The organism is Pseudoalteromonas sp. NZS127_1 (genome assembly GCF_015864295.1).
Lineage (GTDB): Bacteria > Pseudomonadota > Gammaproteobacteria > Enterobacterales > Alteromonadaceae > Pseudoalteromonas > Pseudoalteromonas arctica.
In genome coordinates this window covers 667,335-692,277 of record NZ_JADYXO010000001.1, presented here as the reverse complement: position 1 = coordinate 692,277, position 24,943 = coordinate 667,335, and the positions used below count along the sequence as shown (strand labels likewise).

The 24,943-nt window shown below is 39.2% G+C and carries 13 protein-coding genes and 1 pseudogene; 10 read left to right on the top strand and 4 right to left on the bottom strand.

Going from position 1 to position 24,943, the window contains the following annotated elements:
- The 4 genes from I6F50_RS02845 to I6F50_RS02830 all read left to right on the top strand — a co-directional run bounded on the left by I6F50_RS02845 (position 1) and on the right by I6F50_RS02830 (position 7,727).
- Complete coding sequence (locus I6F50_RS02845; protein ID WP_165740482.1) at positions 1-1,851, top strand: glycoside hydrolase family 13 protein; 1,851 nt, start codon at positions 1-3, stop codon at positions 1,849-1,851.
- Positions 1,852-1,941: 90 nt separating this feature from the next.
- On the top strand, positions 1,942-3,801 hold the full coding sequence (locus tag I6F50_RS02840) for an alpha-amylase family glycosyl hydrolase (RefSeq protein ID WP_197175264.1): 1,860 nt from the start codon (positions 1,942-1,944) through the stop codon (positions 3,799-3,801).
- Entirely contained in the window at positions 3,794-5,299 is a 1,506-nt protein-coding gene (locus I6F50_RS02835; RefSeq protein ID WP_010555040.1) for an MFS transporter, read from the top strand. The genes I6F50_RS02840 and I6F50_RS02835 overlap by 8 nt, the downstream gene beginning before the upstream one ends.
- A gap of 10 nt (positions 5,300-5,309) precedes the next feature.
- On the top strand, positions 5,310-7,727 hold the full coding sequence (locus I6F50_RS02830) for a glucan 1,4-alpha-glucosidase (RefSeq protein ID WP_197175262.1): 2,418 nt from the start codon (positions 5,310-5,312) through the stop codon (positions 7,725-7,727).
- Between the two features lie 128 nt (positions 7,728-7,855).
- Here the strand turns inward: I6F50_RS02830 and I6F50_RS02825 are convergent, their stop codons facing one another.
- The 3 genes and pseudogenes from I6F50_RS02825 to I6F50_RS20480 all read right to left on the bottom strand — a co-directional run.
- On the bottom strand, positions 7,856-9,763 hold the full coding sequence (locus I6F50_RS02825; RefSeq protein WP_197175261.1) for a S9 family peptidase: 1,908 nt from the start codon (positions 9,761-9,763) through the stop codon (positions 7,856-7,858).
- 72 nt (positions 9,764-9,835) lie between these two features.
- Complete coding sequence (locus tag I6F50_RS02820) at positions 9,836-13,021, bottom strand: TonB-dependent receptor (protein WP_197175260.1); 3,186 nt, start codon at positions 13,019-13,021, stop codon at positions 9,836-9,838.
- Between the two features lie 318 nt (positions 13,022-13,339).
- Positions 13,340-13,663: pseudogene (locus tag I6F50_RS20480) on the bottom strand (substrate-binding domain-containing protein); the annotation flags it as partial.
- 777 nt (positions 13,664-14,440) lie between these two features.
- Between I6F50_RS20480 and I6F50_RS02815 the strand changes: the two are divergent.
- Positions 14,441-17,368, top strand: a complete 2,928-nt coding sequence (locus I6F50_RS02815; RefSeq protein ID WP_197175259.1) for a TonB-dependent receptor — start codon at positions 14,441-14,443, stop codon at positions 17,366-17,368.
- Between the two features lie 207 nt (positions 17,369-17,575).
- On the opposite strand, the gene I6F50_RS02810 is transcribed toward I6F50_RS02815, so the two are convergent.
- On the bottom strand, positions 17,576-18,592 hold the full coding sequence (locus tag I6F50_RS02810) for a LacI family DNA-binding transcriptional regulator (protein ID WP_007582612.1): 1,017 nt from the start codon (positions 18,590-18,592) through the stop codon (positions 17,576-17,578).
- Between the two features lie 291 nt (positions 18,593-18,883).
- Between I6F50_RS02810 and glk the strand changes: the two genes are divergently transcribed.
- From glk to gap, 5 genes are all read left to right on the top strand, one after another.
- Positions 18,884-19,876: a glucokinase gene (gene glk, locus I6F50_RS02805; protein WP_010555044.1), complete on the top strand. Its 993-nt coding sequence runs from the start codon at positions 18,884-18,886 to the stop codon at positions 19,874-19,876.
- A gap of 36 nt (positions 19,877-19,912) precedes the next feature.
- A complete protein-coding gene (locus I6F50_RS02800) occupies positions 19,913-20,926 on the top strand; it encodes a LacI family DNA-binding transcriptional regulator (RefSeq protein ID WP_197175258.1) in 1,014 nt (337 codons plus the stop codon).
- Between the two features lie 336 nt (positions 20,927-21,262).
- Positions 21,263-23,113, top strand: coding sequence for a phosphogluconate dehydratase (gene edd / locus I6F50_RS02795; protein ID WP_007582619.1), 1,851 nt, complete (start codon positions 21,263-21,265; stop codon positions 23,111-23,113).
- A gap of 33 nt (positions 23,114-23,146) precedes the next feature.
- A complete protein-coding gene (eda, locus tag I6F50_RS02790; protein ID WP_002959756.1) occupies positions 23,147-23,767 on the top strand; it encodes a bifunctional 4-hydroxy-2-oxoglutarate aldolase/2-dehydro-3-deoxy-phosphogluconate aldolase in 621 nt (206 codons plus the stop codon).
- Between the two features lie 9 nt (positions 23,768-23,776).
- Positions 23,777-24,781 carry a type I glyceraldehyde-3-phosphate dehydrogenase gene (gap, locus tag I6F50_RS02785; RefSeq protein ID WP_165727417.1) on the top strand — a complete coding sequence of 335 codons (1,005 nt, stop codon included), beginning with the start codon at positions 23,777-23,779 and terminating at the stop codon, positions 24,779-24,781.
- Positions 24,782-24,943 lie beyond the last annotated feature (162 nt).

Sequence of the window (24,943 nt, the reverse complement as noted above, 5' to 3'; positions counted from 1 at the left end):
ATGCGATTTTTAAACACACTTTTACTAGTAAGCGCATGTAGCTTACCAAGCTTTAGTTATGCACTTAATGTAGAGCCGGCCAATTGGTGGGTCGGAATGAATAAAAATAACATTACAGTACTCGTGCATGAGCAAAATATAGCTAACGAAGAATTTAAATTAGATAAGTATAAAGGGGTTGAACTTAATAACGTAACACGTACCGACAACCCTAATTATGCTTTCCTTCATTTAAATATTAGCGATAACGCCAAAGCAGGAACGCTCAAGTTTAACAGCACTAATACAGCGCATAGCTTTGAGTTTCCTTTATTTACTCGAGATAAAAATAGCGCGCAACGCCAAGGTTTCACAAGTGCAGATGCTTTATATTTAATTAACCCAGATCGCTTTGTAAATGGCGACTCCACAAATGACACCGTTAAAAGCATGCTAGAAGCTGCAAATCCAGGCTTTAAAGGCGGGCGACATGGAGGGGATATTCAAGGTGTTATTAACGCATTACCGTATTTAAATAATTTAGGCGTGACACAGCTTTGGCTAACGCCAGTACTTGAAAACAACATGCCAGATTATTCTTATCATGGTTACGCGATCACAGACTTTTATAACGTTGATCCACGTATGGGTTCAAACCAGTTGTACAAAACGTTATCTGTAAAAGCAAAAGAGCAAGGCATAGGCCTTGTTATGGATATGGTACTTAATCATTTTGGCTCTGAACATGTTTGGGTTAAAGACAAACCCACCCAAGATTGGATTAACTTTAATGGCGAATTTAAAAATGGTAAAAATGCGACAAGCCATGCGCGCCAAACAATTCAAGACCCGCACGCTAGCAACTACGATAAACGCCAATTTAGCGATGGTTGGTTTGTTGCTAGCATGCCTGATTTAAATCAGCGCCAACCATTATTAAGTGAATATTTAATTCAAAATGCTATTTGGTGGATTGAATACGCGGATTTGAGTGGTATTCGTGTTGATACTTACTCTTACTCAGACAAAGCATTTTTAAGTGATTGGACAAAAGCCATTATGGACGAATACCCACACTTTAATATTGTTGGTGAGGAGTGGACTTCAAACCCTGCAATAGCGTCGTATTGGCAGCGCGGTAAAGTAAATCAAGATGGGTATGTGTCAAGCTTACCCAGTGTGATGGACTTTTCGTTGCAAGAGGCGGTAATTCGAGCTTTAAATGAAGATGAAAGTTGGAGCACAGGCTGGGTTAAAGTATATCAGTCATTAGCTAACGATTTTTTATACCCAGACACCAATAACATTATGGTGTTTGCTGATAACCACGATATGAGCCGTGTATATACGGAGCTTGGGCAAGACTTAGCTAAAACTAAAATGGCGATGACTTTGTTTTTAACAACGCGCGGCATTGCTCAAATATATTATGGAACCGAAATATTATTGGATAATACGCCGAGTAAAGATCATGGTGATATACGCATTGATTTTCCTGGTGGGTTCAAAAATCAAAACGCTAATGCGTTTACTGGAGTCGGGTTAAGTAAAGATCAGCGCGATATGCACGAAACTATAAGCACGCTACTTAACTTTAGAAAGCAAAGCCCGGCGCTTGCAAAGGGTAAGCTCGTTCATTTCAGTCCGAATAATGGTGTTTATAGTTATGCTCGCGTTAGTGATACGCAAACAGTATTAGTTTTTATGAATAAAAACAAAGTAAAACAAAAGCATAATCTTGATTACATGCAAGAAGCCATACCAAAAAATGCCAATGCGCAGGCATTATTCACACAACACACTTTTAAACTAACTAACAGTATTAACTTAGAGCCAATGGCTGCTACGGTATTAGTGATTAATACGCCGTGAATGTTTAAGTGAATACGTATGCAGCAACTGTATGCTTGCTGCAGTTATCTTTAGTATAAAGCTATAACACTACTGACAAAAAGACACACAATGAAAAAATCAGTTTATGTACCCGCATTACTGTGTAGCGCACTTATAACAAGTGCGTGCTCAGACAATAATGAAATCGAACAACAGCAAATGCCTAAACAGGCGCAAAATGAGTTAACAAAGCCTGTTGTATACCAAGTGTTTACACGTTTATTTGGTAACACACAAACCGCAAATGTACCTTGGGGTACAAAAGAGCAAAATGGTGTAGGCAAATTTGCTGACTTTAACGATGCTGCATTAGCTGGCATTAAAGAGCTAGGGACGACCCATGTTTGGTATACCGGTGTTTTGCACCATGCGTTAGTGGGCGACTATACACAGTACGGCATTAGCCAAGACGATCCGGATGTAGTAAAAGGCCGTGCAGGTTCACCTTATGCAATCAAAGATTACTACGACGTAAATCCAGATTTAGCCATAAATGTGACCAATAGAATGGGTGAGTTTAGTGATCTGATTGAGCGTACTCATGAGCATGGCATGAAAGTGGTTATAGATATTGTACCTAACCATGTGGCTCGTAATTATAAATCAGTAGCAAAACCCAAAGGAATAAAAGACTTTGGTGAACAAGACGACACCAGCAAAGAGTACGATAAAAATAATAACTTTTATTATGTACCAGGCCAGTCTTTTCAGGTTCCAACATCACAAAGCTATACAGTTTTAGGGGGTAATACTCACCCTTTAGCTGACGTTTTTTTTGATGAAACGCCAGCAAAATGGACGGGTAATGGTGCGCGTGCACCCAAGCCAGATATTAACGATTGGTACGAAACCGTAAGAGTGAATTATGGCGTTAAGCCTGATGGCAGCTATGACTTTCCTGTATTACCTAAAGAGTTAGAAAACCAAGATTATCGCGCTCATTATGCGTTTTGGCAAAATAAAGAGCTTCCTAATAGTTGGTATAAATTTAGAGACATCACTTTGTACTGGCTTGATAAAGGCGTAGATGGCTTTAGGTACGATATGGCCGAAATGGTGCCGGTTGAATTTTGGAGCTTTTTAAATTCATCAATAAAAATGCAAAAGCCCGATGCGTTTTTATTGGCTGAAGTTTACAACCCACAAATGTACAGAGCGTATATTCAGCAAGGAAAAATGGATTACTTGTATGACAAAGTCGGCTTTTACGACACATTAAAAGCCATTATGCAGGGTAAGCAAGCTGCTAATACTATTTTTGCAGCCCAAAGCCAAGTGGGTGATATTGAAGCGCACATGCTGCACTTTTTAGAAAATCACGACGAACAACGCATTGCGAGCCCTGATTTTGCAGGTGATGCACGCTGGGGGAAACCAGCAATGGTCGTTTCTAGCTTAATGAGTCGCGCACCTACTTTATTATATTTTGCCCAAGATGTGGGGGAGGACGGATCTGAAAACGCAGGTTTTGGCACATCTACCCGCACCAGTATTTTTGACTACATTGGTGTACCAGCGCATCAAGCATGGATGAACAACGGCAAATTCGACGGCGCTAACTTATCGAGCGAGCAAGCATCACTTCGTGATTATTATAAATCAATAATGGCTCTCAATAGTTTGCCCGCTGTTGTAGGTGGAACCATATCAGAGCTTTTACTTAGCAATAGCGAACGCGTTGTTGGTTTTGTACGCTCGCTGGGACAGCAATCTGTTTATGTTTTTAGTAATTTTAGTGAGGAGCCACAAACGGTATTAATTAATTTAACACCAGAGCAAGCTAATACCTTTGAGCGAAATAAACCGCTACACGACTTACTTGAACAAAACACGGTAAAGATCATCACTGACAAAGAAGTTACAAAGCTTATGCTTTCGCTAGATGCATTTAGTAGCGCAGTTTTAACTAATAAGGCTAATCATGAATAATCAAAATAATAATTATGACAGCAACAAACCAAATCTAAGTTTTTGGCAAATATGGAATATGTGCTTTGGCTTTTTGGGTATTCAATTTGGTTTTGCACTACAAAACGGCAATGTGAGCCGTATTTTTCAAACCCTAGGCGCACAAGTGGATGATATTCCTATTTTATGGGTTGCAGCACCGCTAACGGGCTTAATAGTGCAACCAATAATTGGTTATTGGAGTGATAAAACATGGGGGCGTTTTGGTCGTCGTCGTCCATTCTTTTTCATAGGGGCGGTACTTACTACTATCTCACTCTTTATCATGCCGCATTCACCAACCCTTTGGATTGCTGCAGGTATGTTATGGATTATGGATGCCTCAATCAATGTCACTATGGAACCTTTTAGAGCACTTGTAGGCGATAACCTGCCAGAAAAACAACGTGCTACGGGCTATGGCTTGCAAAGCTTTTTTATTGGTATTGGTGCGGTATTAGCCTCAGCGCTACCATGGATGATGACCAATTGGTTTGACGTAAGTAATACCGCTGCGCCAGGGCAAATCCCTGAATCTGTTAAATATTCATTTTATTGGGGTGGGGTCGTATTGCTAGTCGCAGTTCTTTGGACAGTTATGCGAACCAAAGAATATAGTCCTGAGCAATTAGCTGCTTTTGAAAACCACACTGCCAAACCGACTAACACCGCATTAGTAGATATCAACTTTAATAAAGGTGCCATTATTTTTGTGGTGCTAGGTTTAGCAACCCTTGCATTAGTAATGGGTTTATCGCTTGAAAAAGAGTTATACCTACTTGCTGGTGGCTTACTAGCGTTTGGTATTGTGCAGTGGATAGCAAGCGCATTAAAGGCTGCTAACAAAATACAAGGCGGTTTTTACCAAGTAGTACAAGATGTATTTACCATGCCAGAGGCAATGAAGCAGCTTGCTTGGGTGCAGTTTTTTAGCTGGTTTACGTTATTTGCTATGTGGATATACACCACAGCCGCAGTAACAAGCTTTCATTACGGCAGCAGTGATGCAACAAGTAAAGCCTTTAACGATGGGGCTGATTGGGTCGGCATTTTATTTGCAGCTTACAATGGCTTTGCGGCTATTGCCGCTATGTGTATTCCATTCTTAGTTAAAAAGATGGGCTTAAAAGGCGCACATTGCTTTAACTTACTACTAGGTGCATTGGGCCTTGCGAGCTTTATGTTTATAACAGACCCAAAAATGCTTCTTATTCCAATGATAGGCGTTGGTTTTGCATGGGCTTCTATTTTATCACTTCCTTATGCAATGTTAAGTAATGCACTACCGAGTAATAAAATGGGCGTGTATATGGGGATTTTTAACTTCTTTATTGTTATACCGCAATTGCTTGCCGCTAGTATTTTAGGGCTTATTTTACGCCACGTATTTTCTAACCAGCCTATTTACGCATTATTAATTGGTGCTGCATCATTCGTTGTTGCTGCGATTGCTGTAATGCGCGTTAAAAATTCAAACTAAGGGTCACACAATGAAAAAATATAACCTTATTACTACCGCTCTTTTAACTTTGGGCTTAACAGCCTGTGGTGCACAAAATACGAATAACGAAAATATTGACGCTACAGTTTCAGCAGCTCCTGGCGCACCAGGTGCACCAGGTGCTGAACCATATTGGGCTTACGCGGGTAAAACCGGAATTGGTACTTCTTTTGAGCAATACCAAAACGGCCAATATAATAACAATGCTGCGACAGGTGAAGTATCAAAAGTATGGTTTTCAATTGCCAAAGGTATGATCACCGAAACTATGTTTGGACTCATTCACCAAGCTCAAATTAAAGATATGCAGTTTGTAGTAACCGGTAAAGATTTTACAGTCACTGAAGCTGACGACTTAGACGTTACAATTGATTACTTACATAAAGACGATAAAGGCAGACCACTATCGCTTGCTTACAAAGTAACAAGTACAGATAAGAAAGGGCGTTTTACCCTCGAAAAACACATATTCACCGACCCTGACGGACAAACATTGTTTGTACGCAGTATTTTTAATACATCACTTAAAGGCGTGAAAGCGTATGTTGCTGTTAACCCTTATATAAACAACAACGGCTTAGGTGATTTTGCAAAAACCACTGAGCAAGGCTTAGTAGCATGGGAAGATGATAATTTTTTAACGTTGCAATCATCTACGCCATTCAAAATGCAAAGTGTAGGCTTTACAGGTGTGAGCGATGGCATCACCTCACTTAAAAAACAAAACACACTAAGCAAACAATATTCAAACACTGGCGATAAGGCCGGTAACGTCACTCTGCTGGCAGAGCTTGGTAATATCGATAGTAATACCACATTTGATTTAGCACTAAGCTTTGGTAAAACGCAGCAGCAAAGCCAGCAACAAGGTGCACAGAGCTTATCTAAAGGTTATCAAAATGTGCTTGATGCCTACAACGGTAAAGGTGAAGCGCTAGGCTGGGAAGATTATTTACAAAGCCTTGAGCCATTAAATACAATGGTTAAGCAAACAGCCGATGACGGTAAGCTACTTTATACCAGTGCAATGGTACTAAAAGCGCAAGAAGACAAAACTAATGCGGGTGCGCTCATTGCCTCACTTTCTAATCCTTGGGGTGAAACTGTTTCAGCCAAAGAGGGTTCGACTGGTTACAAAGCGGTATGGGTTCGTGATTTTTATCAAGTAGCTATGGCATTTATGGCCTTAGGCGATACAGCGACTGCAAAAACGGCCTTCGAATACCTTGAAAAAGTACAAGTTACTAGCAAAACCCCCGGTAACAATGGTGATACAGGATGGTTTTTACAAAAAACACATGTTGATGGTGAACTTGAATGGGTAGGGGTACAGCTAGATCAAACGGCGATGCCAATTATGCTCGCGTGGAAGTTACATCAAGCAAACGTACTAAGTGATAACGAACTTAAAGATTGGTACGCACGCATGCTAAAACCGGCAGCTGACTTTTTAGTTGATGGCGGAAGAGCTAAAATTTTATGGAACGACATGCAAATCACTCCACCCGCAACACAGCAAGAGCGCTGGGAAGAGCAAAGTGGTTATTCTCCCTCTACAACGGCTGCCGTTGTTGCTGGCCTTATAACAGCCAGTGACATAGCAACACTCAGTGGTGATACTCAAAATGCAGAACGTTATTTAGCAACGGCTAAAAAGTACAACAGTGATATAGAATCGCAAATGTTTACCACCGAAGGTAATTTAAAAGGTGATAGCACCGATGGCGAGTATTTTATTCGTATAGGTCAAGACACCGACGCTAACTCTAATACTAAAATTAACGCCAACAATGGCCGTGAAGGTTTTAACAAAAAGCAGATTTTAGACGGTGGTTTTTTAGAATTAGTCCGCTATGGAGTAAGAAGTGCCAACGATTCAAGTATAGTTAAAACCCTGCCTGAGTATGACGACGAAACGCTTGAAGATAACTTACAAGTTAAATACAGCTTTAACTTTACCGATGGTAGCGGCACATTTGCAGGCTATCGCCGTTATGGCAACGACGGTTACGGCGAAGATGAAACCACAGGTACTAATTACGCCGAAAGCGGGAGCAACACGCCAGGCCAACGTGGTCGTGTATGGCCATTTTTTACAGGCGAACGCGGACACTATGAAATAGCGGCCGCAAACGCAAATAATACGCTAGATGATGCAAAACAAGCGGACATTAAAAATAGTTACGTAAAAGGTTTAGAGCAGTTTGCCAATAGCGGCATGATGCTACCTGAGCAAGTATGGGATGGCGTTGGCGTAAATAAAGCAGGTTATGCGTTAGGTGAGGGCACAAACTCAGCAACACCTCTGGCTTGGACACACGCAGAATACATCAAGCTTGTACGCTCACTCAGTGATAAACAAGTTTGGGACTATTATCCGGTGGTTGCCGAATCGCTTAAAGACTAATATAAAGCATGCTGTAGTTATTAAAAAAGGCTTCTAAATAAATTTAGAAGCCTTTTTGTTATGTACTCACTTAATATTAAAAGAAAAGAATGCTCTTCAAATAAAATGAGTGTCACTTTTTAGTTACATTATTTGAGGCCACACTTATTATCAAACCATGATAACAACTCGGTATAAAATTCTTTTTTATGATCGTAGAAAAGCGTATCAGAAAAGTGATCGGCATCTTCAAGCTCAATATATTTAAAGTCTTTTTTGTACTTTTCAAGCTCAGATACGAAGTCTCTACTGTGTTTTACTGGAACACGACTGTCGATATCACCATGCACAACCAGTATAGGAATATTTACTTTATTTACTTGCTCTACAGGGGATACACCTGTAATCGTAGGGCGTTGTAAAATACTTAAAAAGCGATTTTCGTTAAGAGTTGCATTAATACGGCTTAAATCACTTACACCCGCACCGGCAACAACACATTTATATATGTTGTTTTCACGCATAGATGCAGCAAATGCAGCATAACCGCCATAACTCCAACCAAATAAAGCAAGCTTATCTTTTGTTGCTAAACCTTTATCTATTAAATATTGTGCCGCGTCGTCTAAATCATCTTGTTTTTTCAAACCCCAGTTATTATCACCGGCTATCCAATGCTCCAGACCGTACCCCGTAGATCCACGATAGTTTGGTTGAATAACTACGTAACCATGATAGGCGAGTAACTGCGCCCAGTCATCAAATACAACAGAGTCACGCACCCAAGGACCACCGTGAGGAAGTACTATCGCAGGGTAAGGACCTTTAGTCGCAGGGATGGTTACATACGCTTTTATTTTGCGTCCATCTCTTGCTTTATAAGAGATATATTTAACGGATCCTAATTTACTTTTATCAATAAACGGAAGTCGATCACCAATTTTAGTCAGCTTCTGCTTATTAGTAACAATGTAATAGCTGCCTGGGTTATCGTCAGCAGATACTCTCACCACTAATACGTTATCGCTATCAGAGCTACTAATGATTTGTACAAATTTATCTTTAAATAAAGAAGCAACAGATTCGTTAAGTGCTTGAAGGTTTGGGTCTGTGAAATAAAACTTAGGCTGCTTGGTTGTATAGCGAAAGCCTTGTAAAGTACCGTCGGTATCAAGTATAACACCGTCTGTATCTACAGATTTAAGACCAAATTGACGTTCAGAATACTGACCTGTTTTAATATTGTAAATATAAATGCCAGTCGTATTTTCGCCTAAGTTGGCGTTAACATAAACTTCGTTAGGATTACCTTTTGCAAATCCTAATATCTCAAAGTTTTCACGCTTTTTAGGACTAACTTGCTTAATTACTTTCCAATCATCATTGCCTTTATCTCGGGCATAATAATCGATTGCGTTATCAGATTTATTCCAACCTTGGGCTATTCTTATTTCACCATCGTAGTCAGAAACAAACGAGCCTGATACTTTTTCATTTCCGCGCATTACAGTAACGCTTCGTCCAGTGTTAATATTAAATCTCACTACATCTGGAATGTAGTTATTATTAATATCAACTTCTACAAGTACTTCATCTTTTTTGTCTGGAAGTATATTTATTATATTAAATTGAACATTTCGCTTTTTCTTAAATGGTAATAACCAGTCGCCTTTACCATCAGCATCAGTTATTGCAAACTTATTAACCCAGTATTTGCGACTTCCATCTTCTAGTATTTGTCTAAACATAACGCCAATTTTTTCATCGTTTAACCATACGATGGAAGATATCAGCATTTTATCAGCGCCCAACCTTACGGGGTCTGCTTCTAGGTTATTTGGATCTCTTATCTCAATTATATAGTCACCATTTTTGGTAGTCGCTCTTAAAATAGCAAGCTTCTTACCATCAGGTGATGCTACAACACTACGGATAGCCGATGACATTGAGAAAGCATCGATACTGCTCACTTGTGTCGCATCTTCAGTTTCGCTATTAGCGAAAGAAGATAGGCTTAGTAAGGTAAATCCTACTAACATTCTTTTTTTAAGTTTCATTTTTTATTCCCTCAAAAAAATGGCCTAAAATTTTAGGCCATCTGGATTGAATATATACTCAGCCAATTCTAATTAAAAAGAAGCTGTAAAACTGATGTATGGGCTACGTCCTGAAGTATCATAACCAACACCTAGAGGGATGTTAGTATTTGAGAAAGAACCATTTGGATCTACTTTTGGTGGAGCTTCATTAAATACGTTACGTACACCAAAGTTCACTTTATACGCATCGTTAGACCAAGTCATACCGATGTTATGTACAAAGTAGTCATCAGTGAAACCAACAGGGCGACATTTAAGTGGAGCACCATTTGCGTCAGTTAAACCACGACAACCTGCAGTACCTTCTTCGAATTCACCTAAATCATCTTCATCTTCACGACCTTTACCGATGAAACGTGTTTCCCAGTTAAACCTAAAATCAGAATATTTAAGTTGTAAGCGTGCTGTACCGCGCCATTCTGGTGAATCTGGCTCACCCATATTGTCATCAATAGTACCAAGTACATCAAAAACTTGCTCTGTCATACGCGTAGCTTGAAGGTCTAGTGTAATACCTAAGTTTTCTTCTGCAATTACCGTATCTGTTTCAAAGTAGATATTGTAATCAAAACCTTTAGAAGAGATTAAACCAATATTGATAAAGCTAGCATCAACTAAATCAATTTGACCATTTTCGTCACGCCCTATACGGCTACAAAAAGCATCATTACCATCAGCAGAATAACACTGACCAATACTGTAACCAGCGCTTGGCTCTGCAATACTATTTGTTACTTCAATATCAAAACGAGTTAATGACATTGTTAAATCAAATGCATCAGTGAACGGTTGTTCAAAGATAAAACCGTATGTTTTAGCCACTGATGTTTCAGCACTAAGCTCAGTTGTACCGCCAGTTTCAATCTCAGCGCTATAAGTTCCAGTATATGAATCAGTCCCACCTTGACCTAAACCAAGAGTGGTTGGATCAATACCTGATGCTTGACAAGCGTTTAGTACCGCTGTGTCACGTGTTTCTTCAGCTGCATTATATGTAGCTGCTGAACCTGGGTTCAATGGGTCAATATCACGAGCATCTTCCGGAACAACACATGGATCGGCAACTGTATTAAAACCAGACGTACCGTTTAAGAAACGTTCACGTAAGTTTGGCGCTCTATAAGAAGTACCTTTTGTAGCACGAAGAGTAAACCAATCAACAGGACGGTAGATAGTTTTAAGACTATAAGTTGATTCAGCATCGTAGAAAGATTCTTCAGAAACACGGCCAGAAGCTGTAAATGTAAGTTCTTCAGCACCTTTAACTCCTTTAAGTAAAGGGAAGTCAACTTCTGTGAATATTTCTTTTAGATTACGAGAACCATCAGCGCCTTGGTCAGCAAAGTAGCCCCATAGTAAACCTTGTGATGCTGCTGCATTAGGATTTGATTCAATCTCATCACGACGATATTCAATACCAACGATACCTGCAACAGTTTCGTTATTCCATGGTAGTGCAAAGAAGTCACCACCCATGAATGCATTAAAAACAAACTGGTTTACTTTAGTTTCGATGTCGCGATCAATAAATAAATAGGCCGCTTCTTCAGGTGAAAGCGTACCGCCACCTTCTTGGTAAATACTGTCTGCAAATAAATTAACAGGAACACATCCATCAGAACCGGTACCACAGGTAACAGTACCATCATCATTAAGAACAGCGGTTTCTAATGAGTTAATTAAGCGCTCTTCATCAATGCCAACACGGTGGTCAGTACCTTTAGATGCGCTGTACGATACAGACGCGTCGTAGTACCAATTGTCTAAACCAATGTTTTCGAACATACCAAGATTACCAGTAACACCGGTAACTAAACGATATTGTGATACTTCAACCTCAGTTTGATCACGGTCACCACGAATGTTGATGATTGGCTGAACGGCTTCTGGTCCACCAGGGCCCACACCTAACACGCCAAAACAGTCAATACCGTTTGTTCCACAAGGGTTATATGGGTTTGATGCCGCTACTTGTTGAAATATTTGTGCACCTGGGCTAAAAATTGGTGATTTACGACTCGCATATAAACCTTCGTAGTAGAAAGTTGTATCGTTATCATCTTGGAAGTTATATTCACCATTAAGCATTAGTGAAATACGTTCATTTTTACTTCTGTAATCACCACTTTTGTAGTAATCAGATTGTTGGAAAGCGTATAGAGGGTCTTGGAAATCAACGTCACGAAAACCATCTCCGTTACCATCAACAAAGACACCATCATTAATACCATCGCCATCGAAATCGCCAGCTACCCATGAAGGTAAAAATCCTTCAAGACTTGATGGTACAGTTGATTCGCTGAAGTTTGGAATACCAGTGTTTGTAAAGTTAGGAGTGTAATAAACACTACCAAAGAAAGAAGGTACGCTAATACGATTTGTTAGAGGGAAAATATCACATGAATCTTCACCACTCGCCACAGGACCATAGCCACTGTTTCTCGTTACGATACTGCCATCTTCAGCTTCCCAAATACGCTCTTCACACCCTTTAACAAAAGGGTTACCAGATAAAGATTGAGATTTTTGTTCTGAATATTCAACGCCTACAGTGATAAAACCATTATCCATGGTTTTGCCCCACATACCCGAAAGTACAGTTTCTTCACCGCCTTCACCTTTAGGTTGACGATAAGATGCATCAAAAATAAAACCTTCAACATCTTTTTTCAATATTACGTTAGCTACACCCGCTACCGCATCAGAACCATAAACGGTTGATGCGCCATCAAATAAATTCTCTACACGCTCAATCATTACGCCAGGTATTAAATTCAAATCAGGGGATGTTGGTGCACCACCAACGCCAGCAGGAGCCATTCTTCGGCCATTAATAAGCACAAGAGTTCGTTCAGCACCTAAACCACGAAATCCGATTGTTGCAGCGCCCGGACCGTTATCTAGTACAAAACCACCAAATGTATTATCTATTTGAGCACCAGCCGCTTGGCTGGTCGATTGAAGCATTGAGCCTGCATCAAATAAACCCATTTCACGAGATAAGTCGCCATTGATAATTTGAATTGGTGATGCATTTGAAAATTCAGCTTTTCTTATACGTGAGCCTGTTACAACTATTCGTTCAGGTGCTTCTTCTTCTAATTCTACGTCTGAATTCAAGTCATTTTCTTGAGCTAGCGCGTTAGGCGCTAAGGCTACAGAGCCTAGCAATAAAGAGTACCTTATTGCATTTGATAGAGCTTTAGTTTTAAACATATGTAAATCCCTGAGATATTGTTGTTATTTAGGCTATAAAGTTACAGATCAAGATCATAGCGGTACAATAAATTTACATTATAGAAACAAAATAGTAAATACAGTTAACAATTTACTGTTGCTAAGGAATGTGTAATTGATGTTTTTTTGATGAAAAAGTATAGTTTTTTGGGTGGTGTTTTTTTTAATTTATTGTTTATTATATGATTTTATTGTTTGTAAATGAATGTGAACAGATGTAATCAGTATTTGCTTAATTAAGAAGGCTCAGCTTGACCTTCTAGAAGTGAGAATAGGATTTACTAGGGCACTTTGTACTTATTCACCACATATCAATTTTAATAAGTTCTCTACTACATTTGCCCAGCAACAGTGGTGTTTCGATCTATTGTAGTTAGTTGTGAGTTTACGTAATTTGCAATGACTGTAATAACAAAGCCGATGCAACAAATTTTGGTACGTTAATATTAGCTTCTTTAAGTGCACGTATAGCGCCAATAGCAATTAAGTCGCTTGCAGCAAATAAGGCGTTAAATTTAATATTATTAGCGATAAGTGAACGGCGTGATACTTCAATTATTCAGTGGGTATAGTATTAGCCATTTTTCGCTCTCTTATTTTAACGTTATTAGCAAGTAATGCGCTAAATGATGTAAAACAAGCTGATATTAAAAATAGTTATGTAAAAGAGTTAGGGTAATTTGCTAATAGCGGCATTTTTTTACCAAAATAAGCGTGGGATGTATAGGTGTAAATAAAGCAGGTTATAAGTTGGGTGAGGACACAAACTCAGCTACACCTAAAGTTTGGATACATGCAAAATATATTAAGCAGGTACGTTTACTCCGTGGTAAACGAGTTTGGGATCATTATTTGGTGGTTTTCGAGTCATTTAAGTAATGATTTAGAAATTATATGACATAAAAAAAGATTTTAATTAGGCGTTTTTTTTTCTAAATTAAATTCCGTTTTTTGCAACGGTATAGGGTTTGTGAAGTGTAGTGTGAATATTTATGCTAATTAAGTGGGATAGTATTTTGATAGGGGTTTTAAGTCAATTGTATAAGAGTTGTTCTTTAATGGTGTTTATGGCGCTGTTTTTATAAATAATGGAGCCTGCTTTTTATTCATTTTGTTGGTTTTGCAAACAACTAACAATGTAAATTATATGTTTGTTTTTTTGTTTTTATTTTGTTTTTTGGTTTTATCCTTGGTTTTTTGTTAATTTATTGTTTTTTATGGTAATTTTACTGTTAATTGCTGTCGCATTTTGTTGGCAAGTTTGTTTTTATTGTGTTATTAATTTGTTTCTCCTTACACGTTAAGGGGGTTAAATACTTTAAATTAGTAGGCGTTATATAAAGTATTTAACGTAAGACATAAAAAATAATAATCTAATTATCTAGGGATAAATCAAAAATGAACCATAATTTTTCTAAGACATTTAAACGCTCATTCACTGCTGCAGCAGTTGCAATGACGTTAAGTGCGGCAATGCCAGCAATGGCAGATAACGTTAATGGCGCTATCAAAGGTAGCTTAACGGCTCAGTCAGGTGTTTCATTAGCGGGTGCATCAATAACAATAACAGATAAAAGCAAAGGTTATTCTAAAACACTAACTGCTGATGCAAATGGTGAGTTTGATCTTAAGCAAGTGCCAGTAGGTAAGTATGATATTACAGTATCCCAATCTGGTTTTGACCAAGCTCAAGTTAAAGATGTTGTTATAGGGGTAGGTAAAACAGCTCTCATTCAAATTCCACTAACTACAGGTAATATCGAAAGAATTGCTGTTGTAGGTGGCTCTATTCGTGCAATAGATGTTTCTGCATCAGAGTCTTCATTAAATATTAGCTCTGAAGAACTAGCGCTACTACCAATATCTCGCTCAGTAACTTCAGTAGCATTGCTTGCGCCTGGCGCAACTGAAGGGGATAGTCGTTTTGGCGACCAAGCTTCATTTGGTGGTGCTTCTGTAGCTGAAAATGCTTATTACGTGAATGGTCTAAATATGACTAATTTCCGAAATGGTCTTGGCGGTGCAACAATCCCATTTACCGCGTACGATAGCTTCCAAGTTAAAACGGGTGGTTATTCTGCAGAGTTCGGGCGTACTACCGGTGGATTAATCTCATCAGTTACTAAATCTGGTTCTAATGATTTTCACTTTGGTGTTGAAACGATTTATTCATCTGACTCGTTAAGTGAGCAAGCTCCTGATTCACTTTACAAGCAAAATGATCGCTGTGAAGACGCGGATGGCCATTGTATTGGCGATTTATATGTTAATAACCAAGACGACTACGACAATTCATTTGAAACAAGTATTTATGCTTCAGGTGCAATAGTTGAAGACACATTATTCTTCTATGGTATTTACACTGCAAGAGATAATGACTACGAATACGGTAATGCATCTCAAACAGATTTAACAGTTGAAAAAGATGATGACCCATATTACCTAGCTCGTTTTGACTGGAATATTAACGAAGATCATCAACTAATGCTTTGGGGCTTTAGTGATAAACGAACTTATTCTGAAAAAACAATTTCAGACCCTCAAGGAAATGGTAATTACACTGAAGATGGTGGTACAGCTTACCATAAGCGAGGCGGAGAAAGTTTTGCATTGCGTTATACTGGTAACCTTACAGATGATCTAAGTATGTCAGCAATGTTTGGTCAGGTTAAGTTTTCAGAAACTGATTACTCAGACTTTGATGATTGTCCTACAGGTTATGATGCCGATTTAGGTGAGGATACTACGTGTTATGTAAACTTTACCGTTGGTGAAAATGAAGATAAACGTGAGCAATTGCGCGTTGACTTTGATTATTACCTAAACGATGAGCATACGTTAAAATTTGGTTATGATTCTGAAACTAATACAGCTGATTCAACAACACAAAACTCTGGTGGCGTTTACTACTATTATCGTACATACGAAGAAGGCGCTAGACTGGCTAATGGTTATGTCTTACCTGAAGAAATGAAGACAACACGTGTACGCGATTATAAAAATGGCGGTTCGTTTGAAGTAGAAAACTGGGCTATTTATATTGAAGATCAATGGTCAGTTACTGAAGATTTAACATTAACATTAGGCCTTCGTAATGATAGTTTTACTAACTACAATGCAGATGGCGAAGAGTTTGTTTCTATTGATAACCAAATTGCCCCTCGTATAGGTGGTTCTTGGGATATTAATGGAGATGGCGATAGTAAGTTGTTCTTCACTGCTGGTCGTTATTACCTACCAGTTGCAGCTAATACAAATATTCGTTTAGCGGGTGCAGAGACTTATATTCAAACATGGTATGCATATGAAGGCTTAAACGCAGACGGTACTCCTGTTGGTTTAGGTACTCAGCTAGGTGATCCTGCTATTTCTAATGGTGGTGACGGTACTGCAAAACCATCAAATACCTTATCTGATAAAGATCTTGAACCAATGTATAACGATGAGTATATGATTGGTTATCAAGCAGCAATTAATGATGATTGGTCATGGGGTATCAAGGCAACTTACCGTGTTTTAGGTAATCAAATTGATGATGGTTCTTATATCTTTAATGATGAAAATGGTGAATATTTAGGTGAGAACTGGTTCTTATTTAATCCTGGCAATGGCGCTACTTTCAATTTCGATCTTGATGGTGACGGCACCACTGAAGAATATAGCTTTACTGCACAAGAGTTAGGTTACCCGGAAGCTAAGCGTAAATACGCATCAGTTGATTTAACATTAGAAAAAACATGGGATCAGGTTTGGTCTTTAAAAGCGCTATACACATGGTCTCACAACTATGGTAATACAGAAGGTTTTGTTAAATCTGATAATGGTCAAGATGATGCTGGTCTTACGCAAGATTGGGATTACCCTTATTTAATGGATGGTGCTAATGGTAATCTACCTGCAGATCGTCGTCATAACATTAAAATTTATGGTGCATTTGCTGTTACAGAAGACTTCTTAATTGGTGCTAATGTTAATATCGCATCTGGACGTCCTTGGACTGCTTTAGGTCAAGGTTATACTCCAGACCCTGATCAATACGTATACGGTGATACTTACTATGTAGGTGACAAACGTTTCCCTCGTGGCAGCATGGGTACTACACCATGGACAGCACGTTTAGATCTTAACTTTACTTATAACCTTCGCTTTAATGATCAGAAAGTTCGTTTAGCTATGGATGTATTTAACGTATTTGATGCTTCTACTGAAACTCGTTACGACGAAGCTGCAGAAATAGCTGCTGGCGATGGAAATGCTACATTTGGTTTAGCTCAGTCTTACCAGTCTCCTCGTAGAATTCAATTATCAGCGTCTTACGATTTCTAATAACTTGCTAGTATGAGTTAAAAGTTGTTTAATAAAAAAGCCTCGTTAGAGGCTTTTTTTATATCTAAATTTTGAATTTTTGTGAGATATGAATACATCAGAAAGAAAAGTGAAATGAATAGATAAAAATATACTGAATAAAATTTAAGTAGTTGTAACTGCCAATTAAAACCGTTTGTTAATTCTGATTTATTTTATCAGGCAGGCTCAGCTTGACCTTCTAGGAATTAGAATAGGAGCTAATAGGGTACTTTGCACTTCTTCACCACGTATCAGTTTTAATAAGTTCTCTACGAGCATTTGCCCAGCAACAGTGGTGTTTTGCTCTATCGTCGTCAGCGGTGGGTTTACATAACTAGCAATGGCTATGTTATCAAAGCCGACTACCGCAACATCTTTTGGCACGTTAATATTTGCTTCTTTAAGTGCACGTATAGCCCCAATAGCAATTAAGTCACTTGCAGCAAATAAGGCGTTAAATTTAATATTATTAGCGATAAGCGAACGAGTGGCGTGATATCCAGATTCTTCAGTAGATATAGCATTAGCCATTTTACGTTCGTTTATTTTTACGTTGTTAGCCAGTAGCTCATCTTTAAAGCCCTGAAAACGACTAAAGAATTCAGGGCTATGATCAGATGCATCACCAATAAAAGCGCAGTCAGTTCTGCTGTGAGCAATAAAGTGCTCAGCGGCAAGCTTACCGCCACCGTAGTTATCACAACAAACAGTTAAATCTGGGCGATTATCGACCGTTGCACCCCAACAAACAAACTTAGTGTTTTGTTCAAGTAAGGTATTAAATTTTGGTTGGTAATCAATGTAATCGCCATAACCGAGTAAAATAATACCATCGGCTCTGTGGCTATCTTCATAGTCTGCTTGCCAATCAGCACTGGCCGATTGAAATGATACTAATAAATCGTAACCTTCTTTAGCGCAAGCACGGGTAATGCTGCCAAGCATGGCTAAAAAGAAAGGATTAATTTGTGACTCATCAGAAGTAGGGTCTTCGAAAAGAAGTAATGCAAGTGTGCTGCTTTGTTGTGTACGCAAGTTGCTGGCATTTTTATCAACTTTATAATTAAGCTTTTTAGCTATATCGAAAACACGTTTACGTGTTTCTTCATTAACAAGATGGCTGTTACGTAAAGCGCGAGATACAGTTGATTGAGATACCCCTGCATAGTGGGCAATATCAAATGAGGTGGCTTTACCTTTCATTGTTACAACTTAATTAATTTGATAAATAATTGTGCCATTTTCGGTTATTAATGAATAATTTCAAGCTTTTTGTGAATTAACGTATATTTTTATTGATAAACGGCTGACACCGGTGTCATAATATAAATGTTTTATCATTTTGTTGTCAAAACGTATTCGCTGTTTATATATTTTATAGGCAGCATTTTTTACTGTGATAGCTACTTTGAGGTGATAGCTCAAAGTATAAATAACAATGGTATACCATTGTAAAATAATAAGCACGAGTCGCTTAACAAAAGAGATAATACTATGAGCCTAAACTCTTCTGCCCAATTTGATCCCATCTTAGTTGCTGATGTTGGCGGCACTAATGCCCGCTTTGCTTTAATAACTGCTTTTAATGAACATACTAACCAATTTGTAATAGAGCACATTAATATTTTTCCTAGTGCTAATTTTGGTTCACTTGAAAGTGCGCTTGAGCAATATTTACAAACAGTCTCGCATATTACACCTAAACGCGCATGTTTAGCCGTTGCAGGTCCAATAAAAGCTGGGCAGGTACATTTAACCAATTTAGGTTGGCATTTTAGTGTTAGTGAATTTAAAACTCATTTTGATTTACAGCAACTAGAAGTCATTAACGATTTTGCTGCCTTTGCATATGCGGCTCCTTACTTAGATCCTAAACAAAATGTCATTGTTAAATCAGGCCAAGCTGATGATAATGCAAACATTGGTGTTATAGGTCCCGGTACTGGTTTTGGTGCCGCGTGCTTAGTTAGAACGTCGCAATCTACCGCTGTTTTAAGTTCAGAAGGGGGGCATATATCGCTTGCACCAGTTAATGAACTCGATACTTTACTATTAAATGAGTTACGTAAAGATCATCCCCATGTTTCTATCGAAACTGTATTTTCAGGCCCTGGTATAACGCATTTATACAAAGCGATGTCTGCGGTTAAGGGTGTAACAGCTAAAAATTTAGATGCTGCGCAAATAAGTAGTCTAGCAAATAGCGGTGAGTGTGCTGTGTGCGATGCAACGCTCAATCAATTTTGTGATTGGATCGGCAGTGTAGCTGGCGATTTAGCCGTTGTTTACGGTGCTTTAGGCGGACTATTTATTGGCGGTGGAATACTGCCTCGTATGCAAGCAAGACTTCTAGAGAGCCGTTTTGTTGAACGATTTTCTCAAAAGGGTATTATGTCGCAATACGCAGGGCAAATTCCTGTAATACTTGTAACACAAGATAATATTCCACTAATTGGTGCCGCAGCGTGTTTGCACAACAGCAAATAAGGAGCTTTCCTTGTTCGCATTTGGAAAAATAGAGTGATGAAAAAAGTAACAATAAACAGTGTGGCAAGTCATGCTGGTGTTTCTAAAAAAACCGTATCACGCGTTTTAAATAACGAGCCTAATGTTAGTGCTGCAACCCGAGAAAAGGTGCTTGCGGTATTTAAAGAACTCGATTACACCCCAAATCCAATTGCACGAGGCCTTGCACAAAATCGTAGCTTTATTATTGGGTGTCTTTACGATAACCCAAGTAAAAGCTACATTACTCGCGTGCAAACGGGTGCTTTAGAAGCATGCAAAGAAAATAACTATAATTTATTGATACATCCTTGTGAGTTTCGTGGTGAAGCCCTTATAAATAATATTGAGCAATTACTACAGACTTCTCGATTAGATGGCATAGTGCTAACACCTCCTTTTGGTGATTTTGCTGAGCTTGTTGCTTTTTTAAAATCTAAAAAAATTCCTTACGCAAGAGTTGCGTCAGCTTTACTTCAAGATGATTCTATTTCAGTTCGTAGTAATGATGAACAAGGCGCATTTGAAATTACTGAGCATCTAATTAGCCTTGGGCATAAATCTATAGCGTTTATTAAAGGGCACCCGGATCACAGTGCCACGCAACAACGCTTTAAAGGCTACAGGCGTTCACTTGCAAACCATTCAATAGAGTTTGATGAGCGCTTAGTAGAGGAGGGTAACTTTAGTTATCACTCAGGTGTAGATAGTGCACGCAGTATTTTAGATTTATCTCCTAGGCCAACAGCTGTATTTGCATCAAACGATTACATGGCGGCAGCGGTATTAAAATTAGCTACCCAGCGCCAATTAAAAGTGCCTGATGACATTTCAATAGCCGGCTTTGATAATGCACCCATTGCACGTCATATTTGGCCTGGTTTAACGACTATTGCACAGCCCGTTGAAGAAATGACTAAACAAGCCGTAACTCAACTTATTTCACACATAGCTCAACCGCAAGAACAGCCGTATCAGGTAACGCTTGAGTCACGCTTGATTACACGCGAGTCTACCGCAGCTGTACAATAGTAAGTTAAAAACACTTTCACAGTAGCCCGAATATGAGTGACGCTTATTCGGGCTTTTTTTTGCTCTGAACTTGCTACAATATACTTTGTGCCTAAAAATCAATTAGGTCATTATTCGGTCATGTTAAAATATTAAACTATTTTTGTTACCCGGGGTTGACACCGGTGTCATTGCTATGCGTTAATACAGTGACACCGGTGTCAGGGCTGTTGTGAGAGGCTCCCTGGTAGCGTACCTTTGAACGGGTAAATCAAAGATGCTCAGTACAGTTATTTACGTGGAGTCTGTAGTTGCTACTGAGCCTTTATCCTCTAACTAATAGAGATGAGTTAAATTATGTTACACCCTCGTATTCAAGAAGTTACCCAGCGCGTTATCGAACGCAGTAAAAATACCCGTCAAGATTATTTAGAACGTATTTCGCACGCAAAAAAACAAACAAGAGTTCGTGCCGGTTTAGGTTGCGGAAATATAGCCCATGTTATGGCTGCATGTAGCAGTGATGACAAAGCGCGCTTAAAGGCTGATGAGCAGCCAAATCTTGCTATTATCAACTCATATAACGATATGCTATCGGCTCATGTGCCATACAAAGACTACCCAGATTTAATTAAAGACATTGCTACCAAATACGATGCTACAGCACAAGTTGCTGGTGGCGTTCCTGCAATGTGTGATGGTGTTACGCAAGGGCGTGACGGCATGGAACTTTCGCTTTTTTCTCGTGATGTAATTGCTATGTCTACGGCAATATCGCTTTCACACGATGTGTTTGATGGCGTTTTTTGTTTAGGCGTTTGCGACAAAATCGTCCCGGGTTTATTAATTGGTGCATTGTCGTTTGGTCATTTACCTGTGTTCTTTTTACCAGCAGGTCCAATGCAATCAGGTATTCCTAATAAAGAAAAAGCACGTATTCGTCAAAAATTTGCACAAGGTCTAGTAAGTCGCGAAGACTTATTAGAGGCTGAAAGCGCGTCTTACCACAGCGCAGGTACTTGTACGTTCTACGGTACTGCAAACTCAAACCAAATGTTAATGGAAATAATGGGCTTACACCTTCCTGGTAGTTCGTTTATTAATCCTTACACTGAGCTTCGCGATGGTCTTACAGGTAATGCTGTAGAAACTATGCTTAAGCAGCTTACAGATGATAAAGAAAGCCCGTGTTTGGCCGATGTGATCAGCGAAAAAACGATTATAAACGGTTTAGTAGGCCTGCTTTCTACAGGTGGTTCTACTAACCATGCAATTCATATTGTTGCGATAGCAAAAGCTGCCGGCATTCAGGTTACGTGGAAAGATATGTCTGATTTATCAGAAGTTGTACCACTACTTACACGTATTTACCCTAACGGCTCTGCAGATGTAAACCACTTCCAAGCAGCTGGTGGTATGGGTTTCTTAATGCGAGAGCTAGCAAGCGCTGGTTACTTACACACAGACGTTAAAACAATGCTAGGCGATGGTTTAGCACCTTACATGACAGAGCCTCGTTTGGATAAAGACGATAGTCTGATCATGAGCAACTCAACCGGCCCAACTAAAGTTAAATGGGTAGATTGCCCAGCAAACTCACATGATGAAGAAGTACTTCGCCCAGTGAGTAACCCTTTTAGTAAGCAAGGTGGTCTGCAACTTCTAACGGGTAACTTAGGTAAAGCTGTTATTAAAGTGTCAGCTGTTGCTATCGAACATCAGGTTGTTACTGCTCCTGCAAAAGTATTTAGCTCACAAAGTGCTCTGCAAGATGCATACACGCGTGGCGAATTAAACCAAGACTTTATTGCCGTGCTAAAAGAGCAAGGTCCTAAAGCGAAAGGTATGCCAGAGCTACATAAATTAACGCCAGTAATGGCAACGCTTCAAGATGAAGGCTTTAAAGTAGCCATTGTTACTGACGGTCGTATGTCGGGTGCATCAGGTAAAGTACCAGCTGCTATTCACTTAGCACCAGAGGCAGTAGAAGGCGGCATTATTGCTAAAATCCGAGAAGGTGATTTAGTGACACTTGATGCGCCAAACGGAATATTAAAAGTACACGTTAGCGACGAAGAACTTGCTAAACGTGAAGCAGAACTTAGCCTGCCAAGTGCAACATTTGGTACAGGTCGCGAATTATTTACTGGATTTAGAAATATCGTAAGCAGTGCCGATTTAGGCGCGAGTGCTTTTGGACTTGAATAAATATTAGCCATACTGGGTAATGAGGAACAAGTAATGAGTATTGAAAAAATCTTAGCATCGGCACCCGTAGTGCCAGTGGTTGTAATCGAAAAATTAGAAGATGCAGCACCACTTGCAAGAGCGTTATATAACGGTGGCTTAAAAGCCTTAGAAATAACACTACGTACACCTATTGCTGCAGAAGCTGTAAAGCTGATGAAAGCAGAAGTACCTGAAGCCTATGTAGGTACTGGTACGGTAGTAGATAAAGCAAGTTTTGATCTTTCGGTTGCCGCAGGTGCAGATTTTATGGTGAGTCCAGGTGTGAGCGATGAGCTTATTGCTTTGGCTAAAACATCAGATATACCATTTTTACCAGGCGCTGCAACTGCAAGTGAAGTTATGCAACTTGCGTCGCATGGTTTTAAGTATTTAAAATTCTTCCCTGCAGAAGCAGCAGGCGGAACAGCAATGCTTAAATCAATCGGTGGCCCATTACCACATATTACTTTTTGCCCAACTGGCGGCATTAGCCTAGCAACCGCACCTAATTATTTAGCGCTTAATAACGTTATATGTGTTGGTGGTACGTGGATGCTAGATAAACAACTAATTGAAAATAAAGACTGGCAAGCAATTGAAGCGCTTGCTCGCCAAGCAAGTGAACTTAAATAGGAGTCTAAAATGATTAATGTAGCAATTAACGGTTACGGCCGTATCGGTAGAAATGTTTTACGTGCACTTTATGAGTCAGCTCAAAACAGCGAAATTAAAATTGTAGCAATTAACGATTTAGCACCTGCTAACGTTAATGCACATTTAACGCAGTATGACTCAGTTCATGGTCAATTTTCTAAAAAAGTAACACTTGAAAATAACACCATGTTAATTGACGATGACGTAATTACGTTAACGCAAGAGCGTGACCCTGCAAATTTACCGTGGAAAGCACTAAACGTAGATATCGTTTTAGAATGTACTGGTTTTTTCACTAAACGCGAAGATGCAGCTAAACATATTACTGCAGGCGCTAAAAAAGTAATCGTTTCTGCTCCAGGTAAAGATATGGATGCAACAGTGGTTCATGGTGTAAATAGCGATGTAATTAACGCTGATAGCCACATCATCTCAAATGCTTCTTGTACTACTAACTGTTTAGCACCGCTTGCAAAAGCAATTAACGACACAGTAGGTATTGAAAAAGGTAGCATGACTACTATTCATTCTTATACGAATGATCAAAATTTATCTGACGTATACCACCCTGATCTATACCGTGCTCGTAGTGCAACTCAATCTATGATCCCAACTAAAACAGGTGCTGCGGCAGCTGTTGGTTTAGTATTACCAGAACTTGCTGGTAAATTAGACGGTATGTCGGTACGTGTACCAACAATCAACGTATCTTTAGTTGATTTTACGTTTATCACCAAACGCGACACGACTGCAGAAGAAATCAATGCAATCATGAAAGAAGCGTCAACGGGTTCAATGAAAGATATTTTACAATATAATGAGCTTCCGCTTGTTTCTATCGACTTTAACCATAACCCTGCGTCATCTATCTTTGATGCTACGCAAACTAAAGCCGATGGCAATCTAGTAAAAGTAATGGCTTGGTACGACAACGAATGGGGTTTCTCAAACCGCATGTTAGACCAAGTTAAAGCATTAGGCGCGTTTTTATAATACAGCCCTAATGATGTAAAGTTTTAGCTTTATCCAACCAAGCCACGCATTGCGTGGCTTTTTTGCGTTTGGTTTATCTGTATATTTGCAACTCAGACTATGGAGGGAACTATTTGTATTTTTTATACCCTAAATTTTGTTAATATGTGGGTGTGTAAATCA